Origin of the sequence: Streptomyces virginiae, from assembly GCF_041432505.1 — a bacterium.
In the GTDB taxonomy this organism is placed as follows: Bacteria; Actinomycetota; Actinomycetes; order Streptomycetales; family Streptomycetaceae; genus Streptomyces; species Streptomyces virginiae_A.
Window position 1 is genome coordinate 85,965 of the sequence record NZ_CP107872.1, and the last position, 18,467, is coordinate 104,431.

General features: G+C 75.8%; 7 protein-coding genes. All 7 read right to left on the bottom strand.

Annotation, left to right across the window (positions count from 1 at the left end; all coding sequences use genetic code 11):
* Positions 1-18: 18 nt before the first annotated feature.
* Entirely contained in the window at positions 19-7,797 is a 7,779-nt protein-coding gene (locus OG624_RS41535; protein WP_331720996.1) for an amino acid adenylation domain-containing protein, read from the bottom strand.
* Positions 7,798-7,819: 22 nt separating this feature from the next.
* A complete protein-coding gene (locus OG624_RS41540) occupies positions 7,820-13,993 on the bottom strand; it encodes an SDR family NAD(P)-dependent oxidoreductase (protein WP_331720997.1) in 6,174 nt (2,057 codons plus the stop codon).
* A 72-nt stretch (positions 13,994-14,065) separates the two neighbouring features.
* Positions 14,066-14,857: a polyketide synthase gene (locus OG624_RS41545; RefSeq protein WP_331720998.1), complete on the bottom strand. Its 792-nt coding sequence runs from the start codon at positions 14,855-14,857 to the stop codon at positions 14,066-14,068.
* Entirely contained in the window at positions 14,854-15,612 is a 759-nt protein-coding gene (locus OG624_RS41550) for an enoyl-CoA hydratase-related protein (protein WP_051763256.1), read from the bottom strand. Before OG624_RS41550 ends, OG624_RS41545 begins: the two co-directional genes overlap by 4 nt.
* On the bottom strand, positions 15,609-16,862 hold the full coding sequence (locus OG624_RS41555; protein WP_033220285.1) for a hydroxymethylglutaryl-CoA synthase family protein: 1,254 nt from the start codon (positions 16,860-16,862) through the stop codon (positions 15,609-15,611). The genes OG624_RS41550 and OG624_RS41555 overlap by 4 nt, the downstream gene beginning before the upstream one ends.
* Positions 16,863-16,880: 18 nt before the next feature.
* Entirely contained in the window at positions 16,881-18,221 is a 1,341-nt protein-coding gene (locus OG624_RS41560) for a beta-ketoacyl synthase N-terminal-like domain-containing protein (RefSeq protein WP_051763257.1), read from the bottom strand.
* Complete coding sequence (locus OG624_RS41565; protein WP_033220286.1) at positions 18,218-18,457, bottom strand: phosphopantetheine-binding protein; 240 nt, start codon at positions 18,455-18,457, stop codon at positions 18,218-18,220. The genes OG624_RS41560 and OG624_RS41565 overlap by 4 nt, the downstream gene beginning before the upstream one ends.
* Between the last annotated feature and the right edge of the window lie 10 nt (positions 18,458-18,467).

Sequence of the window (18,467 nt, forward strand, 5' to 3'; positions counted from 1 at the left end):
TCCTTGCTCGGGGGGCGTTCAGGCGGGTACGGCTATGGGAAAGGCGAGCTCGGCCAGGGCCGCGAGGTCCGGGGCGGTGAAGAGCGACTCCAGGGGGAGTTCGCTGCCTCCGTCGTCGGCCACCCGGGCGGCGATCCGCAGCAGCTGGCGGCTGGTGACGCCCATCGCGAACAGGTCGTCGGCGGGGGCGAGCCGGTCCGGATCCGCCCCGGTCTCCTGGGCGACGATGCCGGCCATCCGCTCGAACGGCGTCGGCCCGGTCCCGGTCGGGCCGTCCGGCTGCTGCTCCTTCTCCGGCCGCGCGGATGCGGCGGCAGGCACCGGGAGCGGTACCCGGCGGACGGACAGCGGCACCGGCGGCAGCGGCCGGCGGCGCGGCACGGCGGACGTGGCGGGCACCGGGAGTTCGCCGCCGGCCGACCAGAGCGCCGTCAGCGCCTGCTGGTCCGCCGTCGTCCGGGCGGCCTCGACGGTGGCGCCGGTGCCGTCGCGCAGCACGCGCTCGGCGAGGGTGCGCAGCGCCCCGGCAGCCCGGCCACGGTCGGCGGCCACCGCCCCGCGGACAGCGCGTGCCCGGCGTCCTTCCCGCAGCGTACGGGCGACGGCGGCGAGGTCGAGACCGGGGTCGGCGTCCAGTTCCTCCGCGAGGGAGCGGGCCCAGCGGGCCAGGTTCTCCGGGTTGTCCGCGGACAGTACGAGGACCTCGGTCCCCTCGCTGACAGCCGTGTCGGCGTCGGCCGGTGCCGCGGTCGCGGCGGCCGGCGGCTCCTCGACCACGAGGCTGCCGTACGATCCGCCGCCCGCGAAGCCGTTCACCAGGGCCCGTCGGGTGCCGCCGGGCGCGGTGCGCCACTGGTCGGCGGACGGGCCGGCCAGGGCCACGGATCCGCGGTACGGGGCGAGTGCCGGGTTGGCGGCCGAGGTGAGTCGGGTCGGGTAGAGCCGGTCCCGGCGGAACTGGGCGATGAGCTTGCCGAGCTGGGCGAAGACGGAGGCTGCCTCCAGGTGGCCGGTGTTCGGTTTGACCGAGCCGACCGGCACGGGCCCGAGGCCCGCTCGGGCGCCGTTCCCGGCTCCGCTCGCACCCTCGACGTCAGCGCCGCCATCGACGCCGGCGGCGCCGAACAGCCGTCCCAGCGCAGTGAACTCGAGCGCGTCGGCCAGCGCCGCGCCGGCCGCCGCCGCCTCGACGTAGCCGATGTCCCCGGCCGTCAGCCGGGCGTCGGCGAGCGCGGCCCGCATCACCTGCTCCTGGCGGCGCGGGTCCGGGATCCCGAACTGGCGGGTCGTTCCCGAGTGCAGGAGCGCGCCGCCGCGCAGCACGGCGTGGACGGGGTCGCCGTCCTCCAAGGCACGGTCGAGGGGCTTGAGGAGGACCGCGCCGACGCCCTCCCCGACCAGCCAGCCGCTGGCCCGGTCGGTGAACGCGCAGGAGTCCTCCTGCTCGGCGACCAGTCCCAGCTCGGACAGCACGTCCAGGTGGTCCGGATGCAGCACCAGGTTGCTACCGGCCGCGACGGCGGCCTCGCACCGGCCGTCGGCGACGGCCCGGAAGGCCGCCTCGACGGCCGCGAGCCCGGAGACGCAGCCGGTGTCGATCACCAGGCTCGGGCCGGTCAGGCCGAACGCATGCGACATGCGGTGGGCGAGTCCGCCGCGGGTGGCGTGGGTGCCCGTCCGTCCCTCGGCCCGGGCCGCCACCCCGTGGAGCGCGTGGTCCTGCCACATCGACCCGACGAACACACCGACCTGGCCGGTCTGCGACAGCCGCTCGGGGGTGATCGCGGCATCCTCCAGGCAGTGTCGGGTGACCGTCAGCAGCAGCCGCTCCTGCGGGTCGACGGCGGCCACCTCGGCGTCCGCGAGCCCGAACTCCTCGACCTCCACGGCCGTCACGTCGGGCAGGTAGCCGCCGACGCGAGCGCCGGCGCGCCGGGCGTTGCTCCGGAGCGGGGCCCAGCGCTCCTGCGGGGCGGGGCCGAGAGCGCAGTCGCCGGCCGCCAGCATCGCGTCCAGCCCGCGCAGGTCGTCGGCCCCGGGCAACCGGGCCGCGAAGCCGACCACGGCCACCGGGCGCGGGCCGGACGGCACCGGCGCGCTCTCCTGAGGCCGCTCGGCGGCGACCAGCTCGGCCCGGCGGAGCACCGCCGGCCCGGACAGGGCACCGCCCCACAGCGAGACCAGCAGTTCCTGGTCGTCCTGGAGGCCGAAGTGCCCGCGCACCGCGCCGAAGTCCATCTCCCCCACTGCGCACATGCCGAGGCCGCGCTCGGGCCCGGCGGTCAGCAGCAGCTGGGCGACGTGCCCCGCCTCGATCATCGAGAACCGGCCGGCGTTGCGCTCGCCGTACGCCGGCGCGATGGCCGCCGGGGTGGACACCAGGAAGACGCCGAAGGCGGAGGCGTCCACCAGGGCGCGGTTGTGGAAGACGTGGACGTCGGTGCCGAAGCGGGCCTGCGGGTCGATCGCCACCAGGGCGCGCTCGCCCGGGTGCAGGTAGTAGAGGCCGCCGTCGACGCCCTCCACGGCCCCCGGCCTGACGTACAGGTAGACCTGCACCGGGTAGAAACCGCCTGCGGACGGGTAGCGGTGCTTGGCCCGGCCGTCGAGCTCGCCGCGGGCCAGGGTGCCCAGCAGCTCGGTGAGCCGGTCGCCGGGCAGTGGCCCGTCGGCGAACTCGCGGAAGGACGAGGCGTCGTAGAACGCCCGCCGGTCCTGCGGGGTGGGATCCGGGAACGGCAGCCGGGCCAGCGACCCGGGCAACCGGCGCTCGGCGACCCTGGCCTCCTTGAACGCGGCCTTGGCCTGCGGGTCGAGGGCGATCCGGATGTCGGTGCGGGCAGCGGATGCTGCTGCCCGCGGCGCGGCGGCCGCCTGGGGCGCGGAAGCGGGGGCCAGGCTCGCGGCGATGCCGCGGGCGGTGGGGGTCTGGATCAGGGCGTCGACCGGGACGTCCGCCCCGAACCGCTCGGCGAGCTCCTGGGCCAGCCGGATCATCGTGAACGAGGTCGCGCCCAGGTCGAACAGGTCGGTGTCCGGGTCGGCCTCCGCCAGGCCGAGCAGGCCGGCGGCCAGGTCCGCCACTGCCGCCACGTCCGCCTGCGGACCGGGAGGGACGGCCGCTCCGGTCGTCTCCGGCTCGGTCCGGTCGGCGGCGGCCCGGCCGGCGCGGACGGCAGCCAGCAGCGCGGTGACGGTCGGCCCGCTGATCAGGGCGTCGACGGACAGGGCGACACCGGTCAGCCGCTCGATCTCCTGGGCCAGCCGGATCATCGTGAACGAGGTCGCGCCCAGGTCGAACAGGTCGGCGTCGGGGTCGACCACCTCCAGCCGCAGGCAGTCGGCGACGGCCGCCCCGACGAGCGCGGCGGTTCCCTCGTCGGGTCGTCCGTTACGGGGGTCGTACACGGGGTCCTCCTCGATGGCGGGGGCCGGGTGGCCGGTGAGAGCGGGGGGCCGGGGGGCGGCGGCAGCAGCCGGATCCGGAACGACGACGGGAGCCGGAGCAACGGGAGCCGGAGCGGCAGGAGCGGCCGGCGGGGTGGTGCCGAAGAGAGCCGTGGCGGCCCGGCGGTCGAGCTTGCCGTTGGCCGTCAGCGGCAGCCGGTCCACGAACCGGAAGCTGCTCGGCACGAGGTACGACGGCAGGGAGCGGGCCAGGTCGCGGCGCATCTGCCCGACGGACGGGGCCAGGGTGCCGTCGGCCTCGACGCATACCGCAGCCAGGATCTGCTCGCCCGTGGCCGGGTCGGTGACCGGGAGCACCCGGGCCTCGGACACCCCGGGCAGCTCGGTGAGCGCGGCCTCGACCTCCTCCGGCTCGATCCTCAGGCCGCGGAGCTTGAACTGGCCGTCGATCCGGCCGAGGTACCTGATCTCGCCGTCCGGGCCGAGCTGTCCCAGGTCGCCGGTGCGGTACAGGCGTGGTGACGGGTCGTCGGCGAACGGCGACGCCACGAAGCGCTCGGCGGTGAGCTCGGGCCGGCCGTGGTAGCCGAGGGCGACGCCCGCCCCGCCGATGACGATCTCGCCCGGCGTGCCGTCCGGGACCCGTGCCATCCGCTCGTCCACCACGTGGATGCGGGTGCGGGCGATCGGCCGGCCGATGGGCACGGTGGGCTCGTCCCAGTCGGGACGGCACGCCCAGTGGGTCACGTCGATGGCGGCCTCGGTCGGGCCGTACAGGTTGTGCAGCTCGGCGCCGTCCGGCAGGACCTGGAAGAACCGCTTCATGGTCGCGACAGGAAGCGCCTCGCCGCTGGCGAAGACGTACCGCAGCGATGCGCACTCGGACGCCGCCCGGTCCCGCAGGAACAGGCCGAGCACGGAGGGCACGAAGTGGGCGACCGTCACCCGCTCCTCGCGCAGCAGCCGGGCGAGATAGCCGGGGTCGACGTGGCCGCCGGGCCGGGCGACCACGATGGACGCCCCGGCCAGCAGCGGCCAGAAGAACTCCCAGGCCGAGACGTCGAAGCCGTACGGGGTCTTCTGGGCGACCCGGTCATCGGCGCCCAGCGGGAAGCGGTCCTGCATCCAGCGAACCCGGTTGACGAAGCCCCGGTGGGTGTTGCGGCAGCCCTTGGGCTTGCCGGTGGTGCCCGAGGTGTAGATCGTGTAGACGGGGTCGTCCGGGCCCACCTCCACCTGGGGCGGCGTCACCGGGCGGGACGCCAGCAGCGCCCGGTCCTCGTCACGGTCCTGGCAGAGGACGACCGCGCCGGCGGCGGCCGGTACGGCTGCGAGCGCCGCGTCGGCGACCACCACGCGCGCACCGCTGTCCTCCAGCAGGTAGCGCACCCGCTCCGGCGGGTTGGCCGGGTCGACGGGGACGTAGACGGCTCCGGCGCGCACGATGCCGACCAGCGCGACCACCAGGTCGTCGGAGCGGTTCATGTGCACGGCGACGTGGTCGCCCGGGCGGATCCCGGAGGCGATCAGCTGGTGGGCCAGCCGGGCCGTACGGTGGTCGAGCTCGCGGTAGTCGACGACGCGCCCGTCCCAGTGGACGGCCGGGCGGTCGGGGTGGCGGGACAGCGTCTCGGCGAGCAGGCCGGTCATGGTCGCCGACAGCTCGTCGGCGGACCCGGCGGACTCGACGGACCCCGCGGACCCCGCGGACCCCGCGGACCCGGCGGACCCGGCGGACTCGACGAAGGAGCGGATACGGCGCGCGTAGCCCTCGAACATGGTGTCCATCCGGTCGGCGGAGAGGCAGCCCTCGGCGGCGTCCCACTGGCCGACCAGGTCGTCGCCGACGAGCAGCGGGACGTGGTCCAGCGCGACCTGGGCGGTCTGCGACTGGCTCTCGCGCAGCCGTACGCCGCGCGGGTGCAGGGCGGGATCGATCTCGGGTACCCGGGTGAAGACCACCGGCAGCCGCAGCCTGCCGCCGGAGCGGAAGACCCGGCCCCGCAGCTCGGCCAGGCCGGGCCGGAACTCGCCGCGCTCCAGGTCTGCGCGGACCCGGCCCCACAGCTCGCGGGCCCGCTGCGCGAAGTCGGCCGGCAGCGTGTCGTCGACCACCACCCAGGCCAGCTGGGTGAAGTCGGCAACCATGCGGTCCGCGTGGGCCAGGCCGGCGGGCCGGTCCCAGGAGACCACGGTCACGGTGAACGGCTCCGGGCCGAACGTGCGGCGCAGCTCGTCGGTGTAAGCGGTCAGCAGCACCATGTCGGCCGGGACGCCGATCGCGGCTGCCCGCTCGGTGAGGCGCCGCCAGGACCCGAGGTCCGTGCGGCGGTGCAGCCGGGCGGCCTGCGGGGCCGGGTCGGGGAGCGGGGGGCCTGCGGGCAGGGCGGCGAACTTCTCCCGCCAGGCGAGCCGGGCGGCCTCCGCCGAACCGTCCTGGCCGTGCGCGGGGAGGCCGAGCAGGTACGGGCCCGGGTCGGCGGGCTCGTCCAGCACCGACGAGTCGCCGTCGTGCAACGCGAACAGCTGGCCGAAGAGCAGGGCGAAGGAGCGCGCGTCGGCGAGCAGCGCGTCCAGGACGACGTGCAGGACGGTGGTGCCGTCCGGGAGGATGCTGGCCTCCAGGGCGTACATCGGCCGGCTGCCCAGGGGGAAGGTCCCGCCGCGCAGCCGGGCGGCGGTGTCGGCGAGCGCCCGCTCGACCGGGGACCCGCCGTCGGCGGCCGGCCCTTCGGCCGGTCGCAGACCCGTCAGGTCGTGCCGGGTGATGCGGTAGTGGGGGACGGCCGGGGCGACCTCCAGGGTGCCGTCCTGGTGGACGGCCGCGCGCAGCATCGGGTGGTGGGCGACCAGCCGGTTCCAGGCCGCCTCCAGGGTGTCCACATCGTGGTTCTCCAGAAGGAACTCCTGGTAGACGCGGGTCTCCGTGGCGCCGCCGAGGGTGCCGAGCCGGCCGACCAGGTAGGCCGACTGCACCTCGGTCAGCGGCAGTCGCCCGGCGGTGCCGAAGGACGCCCGGCCGGCTGTCTCCGTACCGGCGTCCGGCGCGGCGGTGGCCGGCAGGCCGGTGTTCCACACGGCCGGGCCGAGCGCCGCGACCCGGCGCAGCAGGGCTCCGAGCCGCTCGAAGGCGGCCCGCACCTCGGCGCCGTCCAGCGCCCCGGGCAGGTAGTCCCAGGACACGTGGAGCTGCCCGGCACGCTCCTGGACGCACATCTCGAGCTGGACGCCGGAGGTACGGGTGGCGGATGCGTCGACGTCGACCAGGGCGGCCCAGTTGCCGGGGTCGGCGGCGCGCCGGTCGGTGACACTGCCGAGCAGGCTGGTGAAGACGACCGGCACGGGGACCGCCCGGCGGCCGGGCTCGGTGCGGGCGCGTTCGCGCAGCGCGCGCACCCCGCTGACGTCGCCGTGCTCCAGGTCGCGCCAGAGCTGGCCGCTGACCTCGCCGAGCAGCTCGCCCAGGGTTCCGGCCGCCTCGGGGGCGACGAAGACCGAGGTGGACAGGAACGGGCCGACCAGGCGGGCCACGTCGGCGTGGAGCGGGAGGCGGTTGTAGGTGGTGAGGACCAGCGGGAGCGGTCCGCTGCCGGCTGTGCCGACGGCAGCGGCGTTCAGCGCAAGCAGCATCGCCGACGGGGTGGCCCGGGCCTCACGGGCGGCCTCCTTGGCGCGGTCCCACTGCTCGCGGTCCAGGTGGAGCGTCATGCGCCGGTGCTCGCCGTCGGCGGCGGCCGCCGGGTCGGCGTCCGGGCGGGCGAGCGGCAGCGGCCGGCCGAAGTCCACCGCCCCGAGCTTGTCCCGCCAGTACGCGAGGGACTCCTCGGACGGGCGGCGGCCGCCGGTGGCGAGCGCGTAGTCGCGGAAGGAGATCTCCGGGACGCCGGGCTCCTCGCCGAACGCGTAGCGCGCGTACCAGTCCTGGACCAGCAGCGAAACGCTCGGGCCGTCGGCGATCAGCTCCTCGACGGTGAGCATCACCCTGGTGCGCCCGCCCGGCAGTTCGGCGGCGGCGAGGGCGAACAGCGGCCAGCGGTGCGGGTCGATGGCGGCGGCGGACTCCCGGCGCATCCGCTCCAGTGAGGCGCGCAGCTCGTCGCGGCCGACCGCGGTGAGGTCGCGGACCTCGAACCGGTACTCGGGCGCCTGCTCCAGGACGGCCTGGCGGGCGTCGGGCAGCAGGTGGGCGCGGAGCATGTCGGTGTCGGCGACGCAGCGGTTCCAGCTCTCCCGCAGCCGCGCCGGGTCGAGGTGGTCCGCCTCGAACTCCAGGTGGATCTGGGTGCCGCCGGCGTGTCCGCCCGCCGTCCGGCCGACGTAGAAGGACTCCTGGACCTCGGTGAGGGAGAAGGGCTGGTAGCGGTCGGCGGCGTTGTTCTGGATGGTCATGGCGTGGCGCCAACTCTCTCGTTCAGGCCCGGTCGTGGGCGCGGTCGGCGGACAGGTGGGCGGCGAGCACGGGGACGGTCGACTCGCTGAGCAACTGCAGCGGCAGGGTCCGCCCGAACCGCTCGGTGATCTCGAAGCGCAGGTTCATCAGGTTGATCGAGTCGATGCCGTGTTCGAGCAGGGTGCGGTCGGGGTCGACCGACCCCGCCGCGTCGGGTACGAAGCCCGCGACGAGGCGCGACAGCTGCTCGGTCACCGCTTCCCCGGATCTGGCAGGCGCTGCGGCGGGCGCGGCTGCCGGGGCCGGGGTGGTGGTCGGCGCGGGCTGGGGGGCGGGGGCCGGTGCCGGTGCCGGAGCGGACAGCGGTACGGGCAGGGGGTCCGGTGTGGGCAGAGGGTCCGGTGTGGGCGTGGTGTCCGCCGTGACCGGGTCGGTGATCCAGAGCCGGCGCCGCAGGAACGCCGACGTGGGGAGCGGCACCAGCCGGGTGCCCGGCTCACGGGGCGCGGCACGCTCGATGTCGAGGCCCGACAGCCAGAGCTCGCCGAGTTGGTGCAGGCGCCGGTTGCGCCACAGGTCGGCGAGGAACGCGGTCGTCTCGGGCACCGTGTCCAGGTCCCGATGGGCACGGCGGCCGTCCCGCAGGTCGGCGTACCGCACGGCGGACTCCCCCTCGCCGGCGTCGGCCGAGCGGGCGAAGGCGCCGAGCGCGGCCGCCAGGCCGGCGGTGTCGGTCGCCACCACGGCGAGGCGACAGTCCATGGCGGACCGGCCGGTGCGCAGGCTGTACGCCACCGCCCGCAGGTCGGCGGGCGCCTCCGGGCCCTCCAGCCGGCGCGCGAGGCGGTCGGCGGTGGCCGCCAGGTGCTCGCGCGTCGGGGCGGAGAGCAGGACCAGTTCCGGGCGGCCCGGCTCGGCGGCGGCCGCGCGGCCGTGCGGCTCGGGCAGGTACTCCTCGACGATGACGTGGGCGTTGACTCCGCCGGCGCCGAAGGAGCTGATGCCCGCCCGTCGCGGCAGCGGGCTGCCGTCCGCGCCGGTCAGTCGCTCCCAGCGGCCCGGGGTGTGCTGGAGGACGAAGCGGGTGTCCTCCAGGCGCAGGCCCGGGTTGACCGGGTCGGCGTGCAGGGTGGGGACCAGCTCGCCGTGGCGCAGTTGGAGGACCACCTTGGTCAGCGCGGCGATGCCGGCCGCCGACTCGCCGTGCCCCACCGCGGACTTGACCGACCCCAGCGAGCAGGGCACGCGGCCGGAGCCGTACGCGTCCTGGAGGCCGGCCAGCTCGACCGGGTCGCCGAGTTCCGTCCCGGTGCCGTGCGCCTCGATCACGTTGACGGTCTCCGGGTCGGTGCCGGAGTTCCGCAGCGCGGCACGGAGCACCCGTGCCTGCGCCCACGGGCTCGGCGCGGTGAAGCCGTTGGTCCGCCCGCCGTGTGCGACCGCGCTGCCGCGGACCACCGCGTGCACGGTGTCACCGTCGGCCAGGGCGACGGCGAGCGGTTTCACCACGACGGCACCGCCGCCCTCGCCCGGGCCGAAGCCGGCCCCGCCGGCGCCGAAGCTGCGGCACAGGCCGTCCTCGGCCAGGAAGCCGGACCGGCGCAGCATCCGGAACCGGGAGGGGTGGACGTACAGGTTGACCCCGCCGACCAGAGCGGCCGCGCACTCGCCGCGGCGGAGCGCGTCGAGCGCGAGGTGCAGCGCGACCAGGGAGGACGAGCAGGCGGTGTCGACCGGCTGGCTCGGACCGCGCAGGTCCAGCAGGTAGGACAGCCGGTTGGGCAGGCTCCAGTAGTGCCCGGAGGGCATCTCCCGGTGTCCGGCTGCCCAGCGCTCGGCGCCCAGCAGCTTGTAGTCGCTGGAGGTGATCCCGGCGAAGACGCCGACGCTGCGGCGCTCGCCGTCCGGCGCGACGAGGTCGTGCAGACGCGAGCCGGTGTATCCGGCATCCTCCAGCGCCTCCCAGGCGACCTCCAGGAACAGCCGTTCCTGCGGGTCGAGCAGGGTCCCGTCATGGGCGGACAGTCCGAAGAACGTCGGGTCGAACGCGTCCACGCCTTCGAGGAAGTGGCCCCGGGCGTTGACGCCCGCGGCGTCCGGCCAGCGGTCGGTGGGCAGGTCGGAGGCGGTGTCCTTGCCGTTCAGCAGGTTCTGCCAGAAGGCGTCCAGGTCGGGCGCCTGCGGGTAGCGGCCGCTGATGCCGATGATCGCGAAGCGGTCATCGGCGGACGGCGCCGGCAGCGTACGGGAGGCGGATGCCGGCGCGGCGGCGGGGACGGGCAGGGCGGCCGGGGCGGCCGGGACAACGGCCGGGTCCGCCGGAGCCACCGGTGCGAAGACCGTGGCCGCCGTGGCGGCGGGTGCCGGCGGGACCGCCGGTGTGGCCGGTTCCGCTACGGGGACCGGCCGGGCGGCGACCAGGTGGTCGACCAGCTCGTCCAGGTCGCGCAGGCCGAAGAGCATCTCCGGCCCGACCGGTGCCACTTCGGCGCTGAGCCGGGAGGCGAGGGCGCGGATCATGACGGAGTCCAGCCCCATCGACTCGAGCGAGGTGTGACCGCCGATGCTGCCCGCGGGGCGGCCGATGGTGTCGGCCACCGTCCGGCTGACCCGGTCGGCCAGTTCGGCGCGCCGGCCGTCATCCGCCGCAGCAGGATCGGCCGACGCGACGACGGGGGTGTCGGAAGGGGCGGGAGCGGCGGGAGCGGCGGCCGTCACCTGGCCGGCCGCGGCCGGCCGCTCCAGGTGGAGGGCGGCCAGGTGGGCCCGCCACGTGGCCGCGTCGCCGTGAAAGAGCGAGACGACCTCGGGGCCGTCGGCGGCCAGCAGGCGTTCCAGAGCCGCGAGCCCGACGGCTGCGGGCAGCGGCGCCATGCCGGTGTGCTGGGCCACCACTTCCAGGACCGGCTCGGGAATGCTCATGCCGGGGACGTCCCAGAGCGGCCACTGCACGGACAGCGTCCTGCCGTGCCGCTCACCGCGCGCCACCTGCCCGGCACGGCGGGTGGCGAAGCCGTCGAGGAAGCCGTTGGCGAACGCGTAGTCGCTCTGGCCGAGGTTGCCGGTCACCGCGGCCACCGAGGAGAACAGCACGAACGCGTCCAGCGGGAGGGCCGCGGTCGCCTCGTCCAGCGCCCGCGCACCGAGGATCTTGGGCGCCAGCACGTCGGCCACGTCCCGGGGGTCCTTGCGCACCAGGTAGCCGTCGCGCACCACGCCGGCGGCGTGGAAGACGCCGTGCAGGGCGCCCTCGGTCCGGACGACCTCGGCCACGAGCGCGGCGGCGGCCTCGGGGTCGGTGACGTCGGCCCTGGCGTAGCGCAGGCGGTCGCTGCCGGAGACGGCGCTGCGGGTCGCTTCGGCGAGGTCGTCCCACGCGGTCCGTCCGCAGAGCACCACGCGGGTGCCCGGACGGTCCGTCAGGTGCCGGGCCAGTGCCAGGCCGATGCCGCCCGCACCGCCGCTGACCAGGTACACGCCGTCCTGGCGCACGAAGGGGCGGGTGCCGGGCAGCGGAACCGGTACCAGCACCCGGCGCAGCCGCCGGGCGGAGCGGAGGTCGGCCAGGTGCCCGTGCTCGGCGGCCGGCGCGGCGATCTCGGCGAGCAACCGCCTCGCGTCCGGCGTGCCGTCCGCGGTCAGCACCGCGCGGCCGGAGAGCCGGGGGTTCTCCTGACGGAGGGTCTGGACGAGCGCTCCGGCCGCGTCGGCTCGGGTGGGATCCGCGGTGACGGCCAGCAGGGTGAGCTGCTGGGTGCGCAGGACGGCCAGCGCCGCGCGGGCGGCCTCGAACGCCGCCAGGTCCACGGCGGTCGCGGGGGCGCCGTCCGCGGGAGGGGTGAGCCGCAGCACGACGGTGACGACCTGCGCGCCGGTGGCCCGCAGCGCCTCGGCGGCGGTCCGGTCCCCGCCCAGCCGGTGGACGTCGAGCCCGGTGGCGGCGAGTGCGGCCGCCAGGTCGCCGGCCGGGTCGTGCACGAGCACCGGGGCCGTGGGGGCAGGTGCGGCGGCCGGGAGCGGGGCGGGGATCCACTCCTGCCGGTGCAGAACCGGTTCGGTGAGCGGCACGTCGGCCAGGGCCTCCTGCGGGGTGCGGGCGCCGGCCGGCTCGGCCGGAGTCCCGTGCGACGCCTCGGCGAGCGCCGAAGTGGCGGCAGGCGTCGGGGGTGTGACGGGGGCGGGGCGTTCGACGTAGTGGCGGTGCGGGGCGAAGGGGTAGGCGGGCAGGGAGAGCCGCCGGTGCCGGGCGGGCGGGCTGACCGCGGCCCAGTCCACCGTGTGTCCCTGCGTGTACAGCTTGGCCAGGGCCGCCAGCTCGACCGGGCCGGGGTTCTCGCCCGCCCGCTCCACCAGCCGGGCCAGCAGCGCGGCCTGGGCGCGGCGGACGGCGGCGTCGGGCGCTGCGGCGTCGGGCGCGGTGTCGGTGCGCCGCGGGTCGGCCGAACCGGCGGCGAGCAGGTCCAGCGACTCCAGCAGTTCGTCCCGGCCGGAGACCAGCAGCGCGGAGCGGTACGTGTGGTGGGTGCGGGCGACGGCCAGGGTGTGGGCGACATCGGCGGGCGACGCGTCGGAGCCCGGGCCGCGCAGCCAGCGGGCGAGGTCGGCGGCGTGGGCGGCGGGCGCGTCGGCGCGCCGGCCGGACAGCGGGACCAGGACGGGCGGGGCACCGTCGTCGCCGGCGGGACGGGCGGCCTGCTCGGGGGCCTGCTCGACGACGACGTAGGCGTTGGTGCCACTGAAGCCGAAGGAGCTGACGGTGGCCCGGCGGGGGCGGCCGCCGTCGGGGCGGCCCAGCTCTCGGCGCTCCCCCGCAACCGTGAACGGGCCCTGGTCGAACGGGATCTGCGGGTTGGCCCGGGCGTAGTGCAGCGACGGCGGGACCAGCCCGGTGCGCACCACACCGGCCGCCTTCAGCAGCCCGGCCAGGCCGGCCGCGGCCGAGGTGTGGCCGATGTTGCCCTTGACCGATCCGATCGGCACGCTGGCGGGCGCCAGTCCGGCGCCGGCGAACGCCTCGTTGAGGGCGGTGACCTCGATCGGGTCGCCGAGCGGGGTGCCGGTGCCGTGGCACTCGACGTAGTCGATGCCGGCGGGGTCCACCGCGAAGCGCTGCAGCGTGTCGCGGACCAGGGCGGTCTGCGAGCGGGCGCTGGGGGCGGTGATGCCGTTGGTGCGCCCGTCCTGGTTGAGCCCCGACGCCCGGATCACCGCGTGCACGGGGTCGCCGTCGGCGAGCGCCTTCGACAGCGGCTTGAGCACCACGACGGCGCAACCCTCGCCCGGCACGATGCCGTCGGCGGCGGCGTCGAACGGTCGGCAGCGCCCGTTGGGGGACAGCATCCCGGCCGCGCTCATGAACACGTGCGGGAGTTCGGTCAGGTACAGAGTGACGCCGCCGACCACCGTCAGGTCGGTCTCTCCGAGCCACAGTGACTGGCAGGCCAGGTGCAGCGCGGTCAGCGAGGACGAACAGGCGGTGTCCACCGTGACGGCGGGGCCCTTGAGGTCCAGGTGGTAGGCGATCCGGGCGGCGAGGATCGAGTTGGAGTTGCCCTGCATCACCTGGGGGAGCCGCTTGTACGGGCTCTCCCGCTCGACCAGGTCCTGGTAGTCGTTGAGCATGACGCCCGCGTAGACGCCGCAGCGGGTTCCGGCGAGCGAGCGGGCGTCCCGGCCCGCGTGCTCCAGCGCTCGCCACGCCTCCTGGAGGAAAAGGCGCGCCTGGGGGTCGGTCAGCTCGGCCTCGCGGGGAGTCATCCGGAAGAAGTCCGCGTCGAAGCGGTCGGCGTCCGCGACGTAGGCGCCCCAGCGGGAGACCGAACGGCCCTCGGCGGCCGGGTCCGGGTCGTAGAACTCCTCGGTGCGCCAGCGCTCCGGCGGCACTTCGGTGACCAGGTCGTCGCCGTCGAGGATCCGCTGCCAGAACGTGTCCGCGTCGGCGGCTCCGGGGAAGCGCGCGCTGTAGCCGATCACCGCGACGGGCTCGGGCCGGCCGGCCGTGCCCCCGGCGGCCACGGTCGTCCCGGCGGCGGGCTCGACTGCGGGCACGGCGGGCACAGCGGGCCGGGTGGGCGCGGCTGCGGGCTCGGACGGGCGCGGTGCGGCCGCCGGGGTCCGGCCGGCGAGCAGCGCCTGGGCGGCGGCCCGGTCCAGGCCCCCGTCCTTGAATCGGGTCAGGATCTCTTTCGCGTCCATCAGTTCTCGCGGTCCTCGCGTCGGCGGTGTCGGTCTGGTCGGGCGGCGGTCCGGCTCTCGGCCGGCGGCGGGTCAGGGGTGTCGGAGGCCGGCGGCGCCGTAGCCGTCGACGATGCGGTCCATCACCTCGGGCAGCCGGAAGGTGGTGCGGTGCATGGCCGCCTCCCGCTCGATCGCCGCGTCGGTGGCGGCGAGCAGCGGTGCGGCCAGGTCCTGCTTGAGCAGTTCCAGCGAGGCGCGCGGCGCGTTCGCGATGCCGGCGGCCAGCGCGTGAGCGGTGGATGCCACGTCGTCGTGCGCCACGACCCTGACCGGCGCCCCGCGTTCGCGGAGCTCGGCGCCGCGGTGGTTGCGCGCGGTGTAGAGCATCTCGGTCCCGAGCTGGTGGCCGAAGCGGGCGGGCAGGAGGTGGGTCGCGCCCATGCCGGGGGTGAAGCCGTAGCGCATGAAGTTGGCTGCGTACACCGACCGCTCGCTGAACACCGCGAGGTCCGCGTAGAGCGCCAGCACCAGGCCGCCGCCGATCGCGTGCCCCTGGACCGCGGCCACCACGGGCAGCGGGCAGCGGGCGAGGACCCGGAAGAAGTCGTCGGTGTCGAAGCTGCCGTCGCCCCGGGCGAAGTGGACCAGCTCCCGCTGGGACCCGCCGGCGCAGAACAGCTCGGGCATGCCCTCGACGACCAGGACGCGGGTGCGTTCCTCGGCGACGGCCCGGTCGACGGCGTCGACGAGGCCGCGGCTGAGGGCCGGGCCGAAGGTGTTGCGGCCCTCGTGGTCGGCCATCCGGATCACGGCCACCGGTCCCTGCCAGGACAGGTGGACCACGTCGTCGGCGGCGCCGGTGCGCGCCGTGACCGGGCTCATGCCGCCGCTCCGGCCTCGCGCAGCCGCGCCAGCAGCTGCCCGGTTCCCGGTGCGGCGAACCGCTCGATCAGCAGCCGCGAGGCGTCGTGGCCCAGGCGGGCGTCCCGGGGGAACAGCCGGGCGCGGTACTCCTTGAGCGCCGCGGTGGTGCTCCGGTCGGTCCTGCCGAGTCCGGCCAGCACCGGGGGCAGCAGGTCCTCGGCGCGCGGGCCGGCCAGGTCGGCGAGGCCGACCCGGTGGGCGGCGCCGGCGTCGAACTCCTCGGCGCGCAGGGTCGCGGCGAACGCCCGCTGCTCGCCGGTCCGGCGGGCGACGAACGGCAGGGCCATCGCCGGGACCAGCCCGGCCAGCACCTCGGTGAGCCGGAAGCGGGCCCGCTCCCCCGCCAGGACGAGGTCGCAGGCGGCGGCCAGGCCGACCCCGCCCGCGGTGGCCCGGCCGTCGACGACGGCGACGGTGGCGAGCGGGCTGCGGGTCAGCCGCTCCAGCAGCGTCCAGTAGGGCAGTTCGGCGCCGTCCGGCAGCGGCTCGGGAGCGGGGTCGCCGCCGGACAGGTCGGTGCCCGCGCAGAAGTCTTCGCCCGTCGACGACAGGACGAACACCCGGCAGTCCTGGTCGCTCTCGGCCTGGTCGAGGGCCCGGGCGAGCGAGGTGAGCAGTCCGGCGTCGATCGGGTTGCGCCGCTCGGGGCGGTCCAGGACGGCCCGCAGCAGCCCGCGGCCGCGGACGACGCGCACGGCGTCCGGGTGGCTCATCGGCCGTCCCCCAGCCAGACGTACTCGCGGTGGTAGTTGCGGACGGCCTCCAGGACCAGTCGGGGGCGGCTCGTGCCGCCACCGAAGCGGGCCTTGGTGATCTGCGGGAAGCGGTCCAGGTCGAAGGTGAAGTCGCGGGCGCCGAACTTCAGCTCGGCGGTGGCGGTGAGCAGCTCGTCGTACTCCGGCACGGACAGCTCGTAGCGGTCGTCCAGGGCCTGGCGGATGCCCATGGCGCGGACCGCGCGCTGCGACTCGGGGGTGACGACGGCGCTGTAGAACTCGGAACTGCACCCGGAGCCGTAGGAGAAGATCCCGACCCGGCGCTCCCGGTCGATGACGGCGTTGTCGATGGTGCTGGCCAGCGCCAGGAAGACGGTGCCCGCGTAGATGTTGCCGACCTGGCGCGGGTACTCGACCGCCGCGGACAGACGGGCGGCGAAGTCGTCCTCGACGGCCTGCGGGGACATCCGCTTGAGCTTGCGCAGGACGGCCCGGTGCGCGCCCTTGACCATGCCGGGGAACGGCGTGTGCATGGCCAGCAGGTCGAAGCTGTCCACGAGGTCCGCGCCCTCGACCTTGCGCGCGTAGTCGGTGAAGGAGCTCTTGAGGCAGTCGATGTAGGTGAGCAGCGACAGGTCGACGTCGCCGGCCTCCGCCTCCGGGTCGGGGCGGCAGGTGTCCATCACCTCGTAGCTGTGGAAGCCGTTGGCGCCCCGGTCGAAGGAGGCGACGACCGGCTGGTCGCTGATCAGCATGGCGACCGCGCCGGCGCCCTGGCTCGGCTCGACGTAGGTGTGCGGCACGGGACGGGCGACGTCGCTGCTGATCACCAGGGCCTTGGCGCCGTCGAACGGGCTGGCGGCGACCACGGCCGCGGCCATCTGTGTCGCCGCCGTGCCGCTGTAGCAGGCCTGCTTGGTCTCGAACAGGCGGCAGGAGCGGGGCAGTCCGAGGTGGTCGTGGACGTAGGTGGCGAGGGACTTGCCGAAGTCGACGCCGGACTCCGTGCCGACGATCAGGAGCTCGATGCGGCCGCGCTCCTCCTCGGACAGCGCGTCCACGATGGGCTTGGCGGCGTTGACCGCGAAGGAGACGGCGTCCTCGCAGTGCAGGGCGACGCTCTTGCGGGCCATCATCAGGTTGTCGATGCGGCTGTCGTCGAGCTGCCGGGCCGCGAACAGGGTGGGTACGTCGACGTAGGTCTCTCCGCAGTAGACGTTGATGGCTTCGATGCCGACCGGCTTCATGGGGGTGGTCTCCCTAGGTCAGGTGTGGTCAGGGTTCGGGTGGATGGGCGCGGCCGCGGCGCGCGCGGTGCCCGGCAGGCGCAGGACGACGGAGGCGTTGACGCCGCCGAACGCGAAGCTGTTGCTGAGGGCGGTGCGCATCGGGTGGCGTTCGGCGCGGGTGCCGGCCAGCGGCAGTCCGGGGTCCACCGGGTGTTCCAGGTTGGGATTGGGGTGGACGCTGCCGGCCCGCAGCTGGCCGATGACGGCGACGGCCTCGACCAGCCCGGCGGCGCTCAGGCAGTGCCCGGTCAGCGGTTTGGTGGAGTTGATCCGCAGCGAGGGGCGCTCGCCGAACACCTCGCGCAGCGACGCGGCCTCCACCTCGTCGCCGAGGACCGAACCGGTGCCGTGCGCGTTGACGTAGTCGACGTCCTGCGCGGTCAGGCCGGCCGAGCGGAGCGCCGCCCGCATCGCCGCGGCCTGGCCCCGGGCGTCCGGCTCGGTGCCCCGGCGTGCGTCCAGCCGCTGGCCGTGACCGGCGATCTCGGCGAGCACCTCGGTGCCGCGGGACCGTGCGGCGGCCGCGGACTCCAGGACCACCGCCGCGGCGGCCTCGCCCCGGACGAACCCCTGCCGGGCGCGGTCGAACGGCCGGCACATCCGTTCCGGCGTACCGCGCAGCGCCTCGTGGGCCATGGCCCCGGTCCGGCGGAACGCCTCCGCCTCGACCGGGGACAGCTCGGCGGCCGGCGCCACCACCAGGACCCGGCGCGCCCATCCCGAGGCGACCATCCGGGCGCCCTGGATCAGTGCGATCGTGCCGCTGGCGGACGCGCCGCCCACCGTCCAGCCCTCGCCGCGGACGCCGGTGACCTCGCTGACGGTGCCGACCACGTCCACGTCGAGGTGGGTCAGCGCGTACGAGGCCCGCAGCCGTCCCGGCGAGCTGTGGTGGCCGAGCACGGTGGCGGCCTGGTGGGCGAGGGCGAGGTTGCTGCCCGCGACCAGCAGTGCGGTCTCCTCGCCCCACGCGCCGCCGGGTTCGAGGCCGGCATCCAGCACGGCCCGCAGCGCCACGCAGGCCGCGGTCCTCGCCGGCATCGCGGCCCGGCCGGCGACCCGCCGCAGCAGGGCGGCGGTCTCGCCGTTGCCGGCGAGGTGGCGCTCGGCCCACGCTGCGAGGACGAAGTCGTCGAGCGCCGCGACGGGCAGGGGGCCGCCGTCCGCGGTGCCGTCCCCGGACGGCATCCGCACCGCACTGTGTCCGGCCAGGAGGTTGGCGGTGAAGCCGTCCAGCCGGTCACCGAGCGGACTGAGAACGGCCGCCGCGGTGACCGCCACCGGCTGCGCCGGGGCCTCGGGCGCGTCGTCGCTCACACGTGCTCGCTGAGCACGGCGACCAGGGACCGCAGGTCATTGGCGCGGGTGAGCTGCTCGGCGGGCACCCGGACGCCGAGGTCGTCCTGGGTGGCGATGACCACGTCCATCCGGTCGATGGAGTTGGCGCCCAGCTCTCGCATGCTGTGGTCCAGCGTGATCTGCGCCTCGGTCAGCTCCGGGATCACGTCGAGCAGGTTGCGGCGGACGACGGCGAATATCTCGTCGGGGGTCATGGTGTGTCTG

What these genes read in the sequence shown, in the direction of transcription:
- OG624_RS41565 (WP_033220286.1), bottom strand. Translation starts at nt 18,457, where the DNA reads ATGACCCCCGACGAGATATTCGCCGTCGTCCGCCGCAACCTGCTCGAC.
- OG624_RS41545 (WP_331720998.1), bottom strand. Translation starts at nt 14,857, where the DNA reads ATGAGCCCGGTCACGGCGCGCACCGGCGCCGCCGACGACGTGGTCCAC.
- OG624_RS41540 (WP_331720997.1), bottom strand. Translation starts at nt 13,993, where the DNA reads ATGGACGCGAAAGAGATCCTGACCCGATTCAAGGACGGGGGCCTGGAC.
- OG624_RS41535 (WP_331720996.1), bottom strand. Translation starts at nt 7,797, where the DNA reads ATGACCATCCAGAACAACGCCGCCGACCGCTACCAGCCCTTCTCCCTC.
- OG624_RS41550 (WP_051763256.1), bottom strand. Translation starts at nt 15,612, where the DNA reads ATGAGCCACCCGGACGCCGTGCGCGTCGTCCGCGGCCGCGGGCTGCTG.
- OG624_RS41555 (WP_033220285.1), bottom strand. Translation starts at nt 16,862, where the DNA reads ATGAAGCCGGTCGGCATCGAAGCCATCAACGTCTACTGCGGAGAGACC.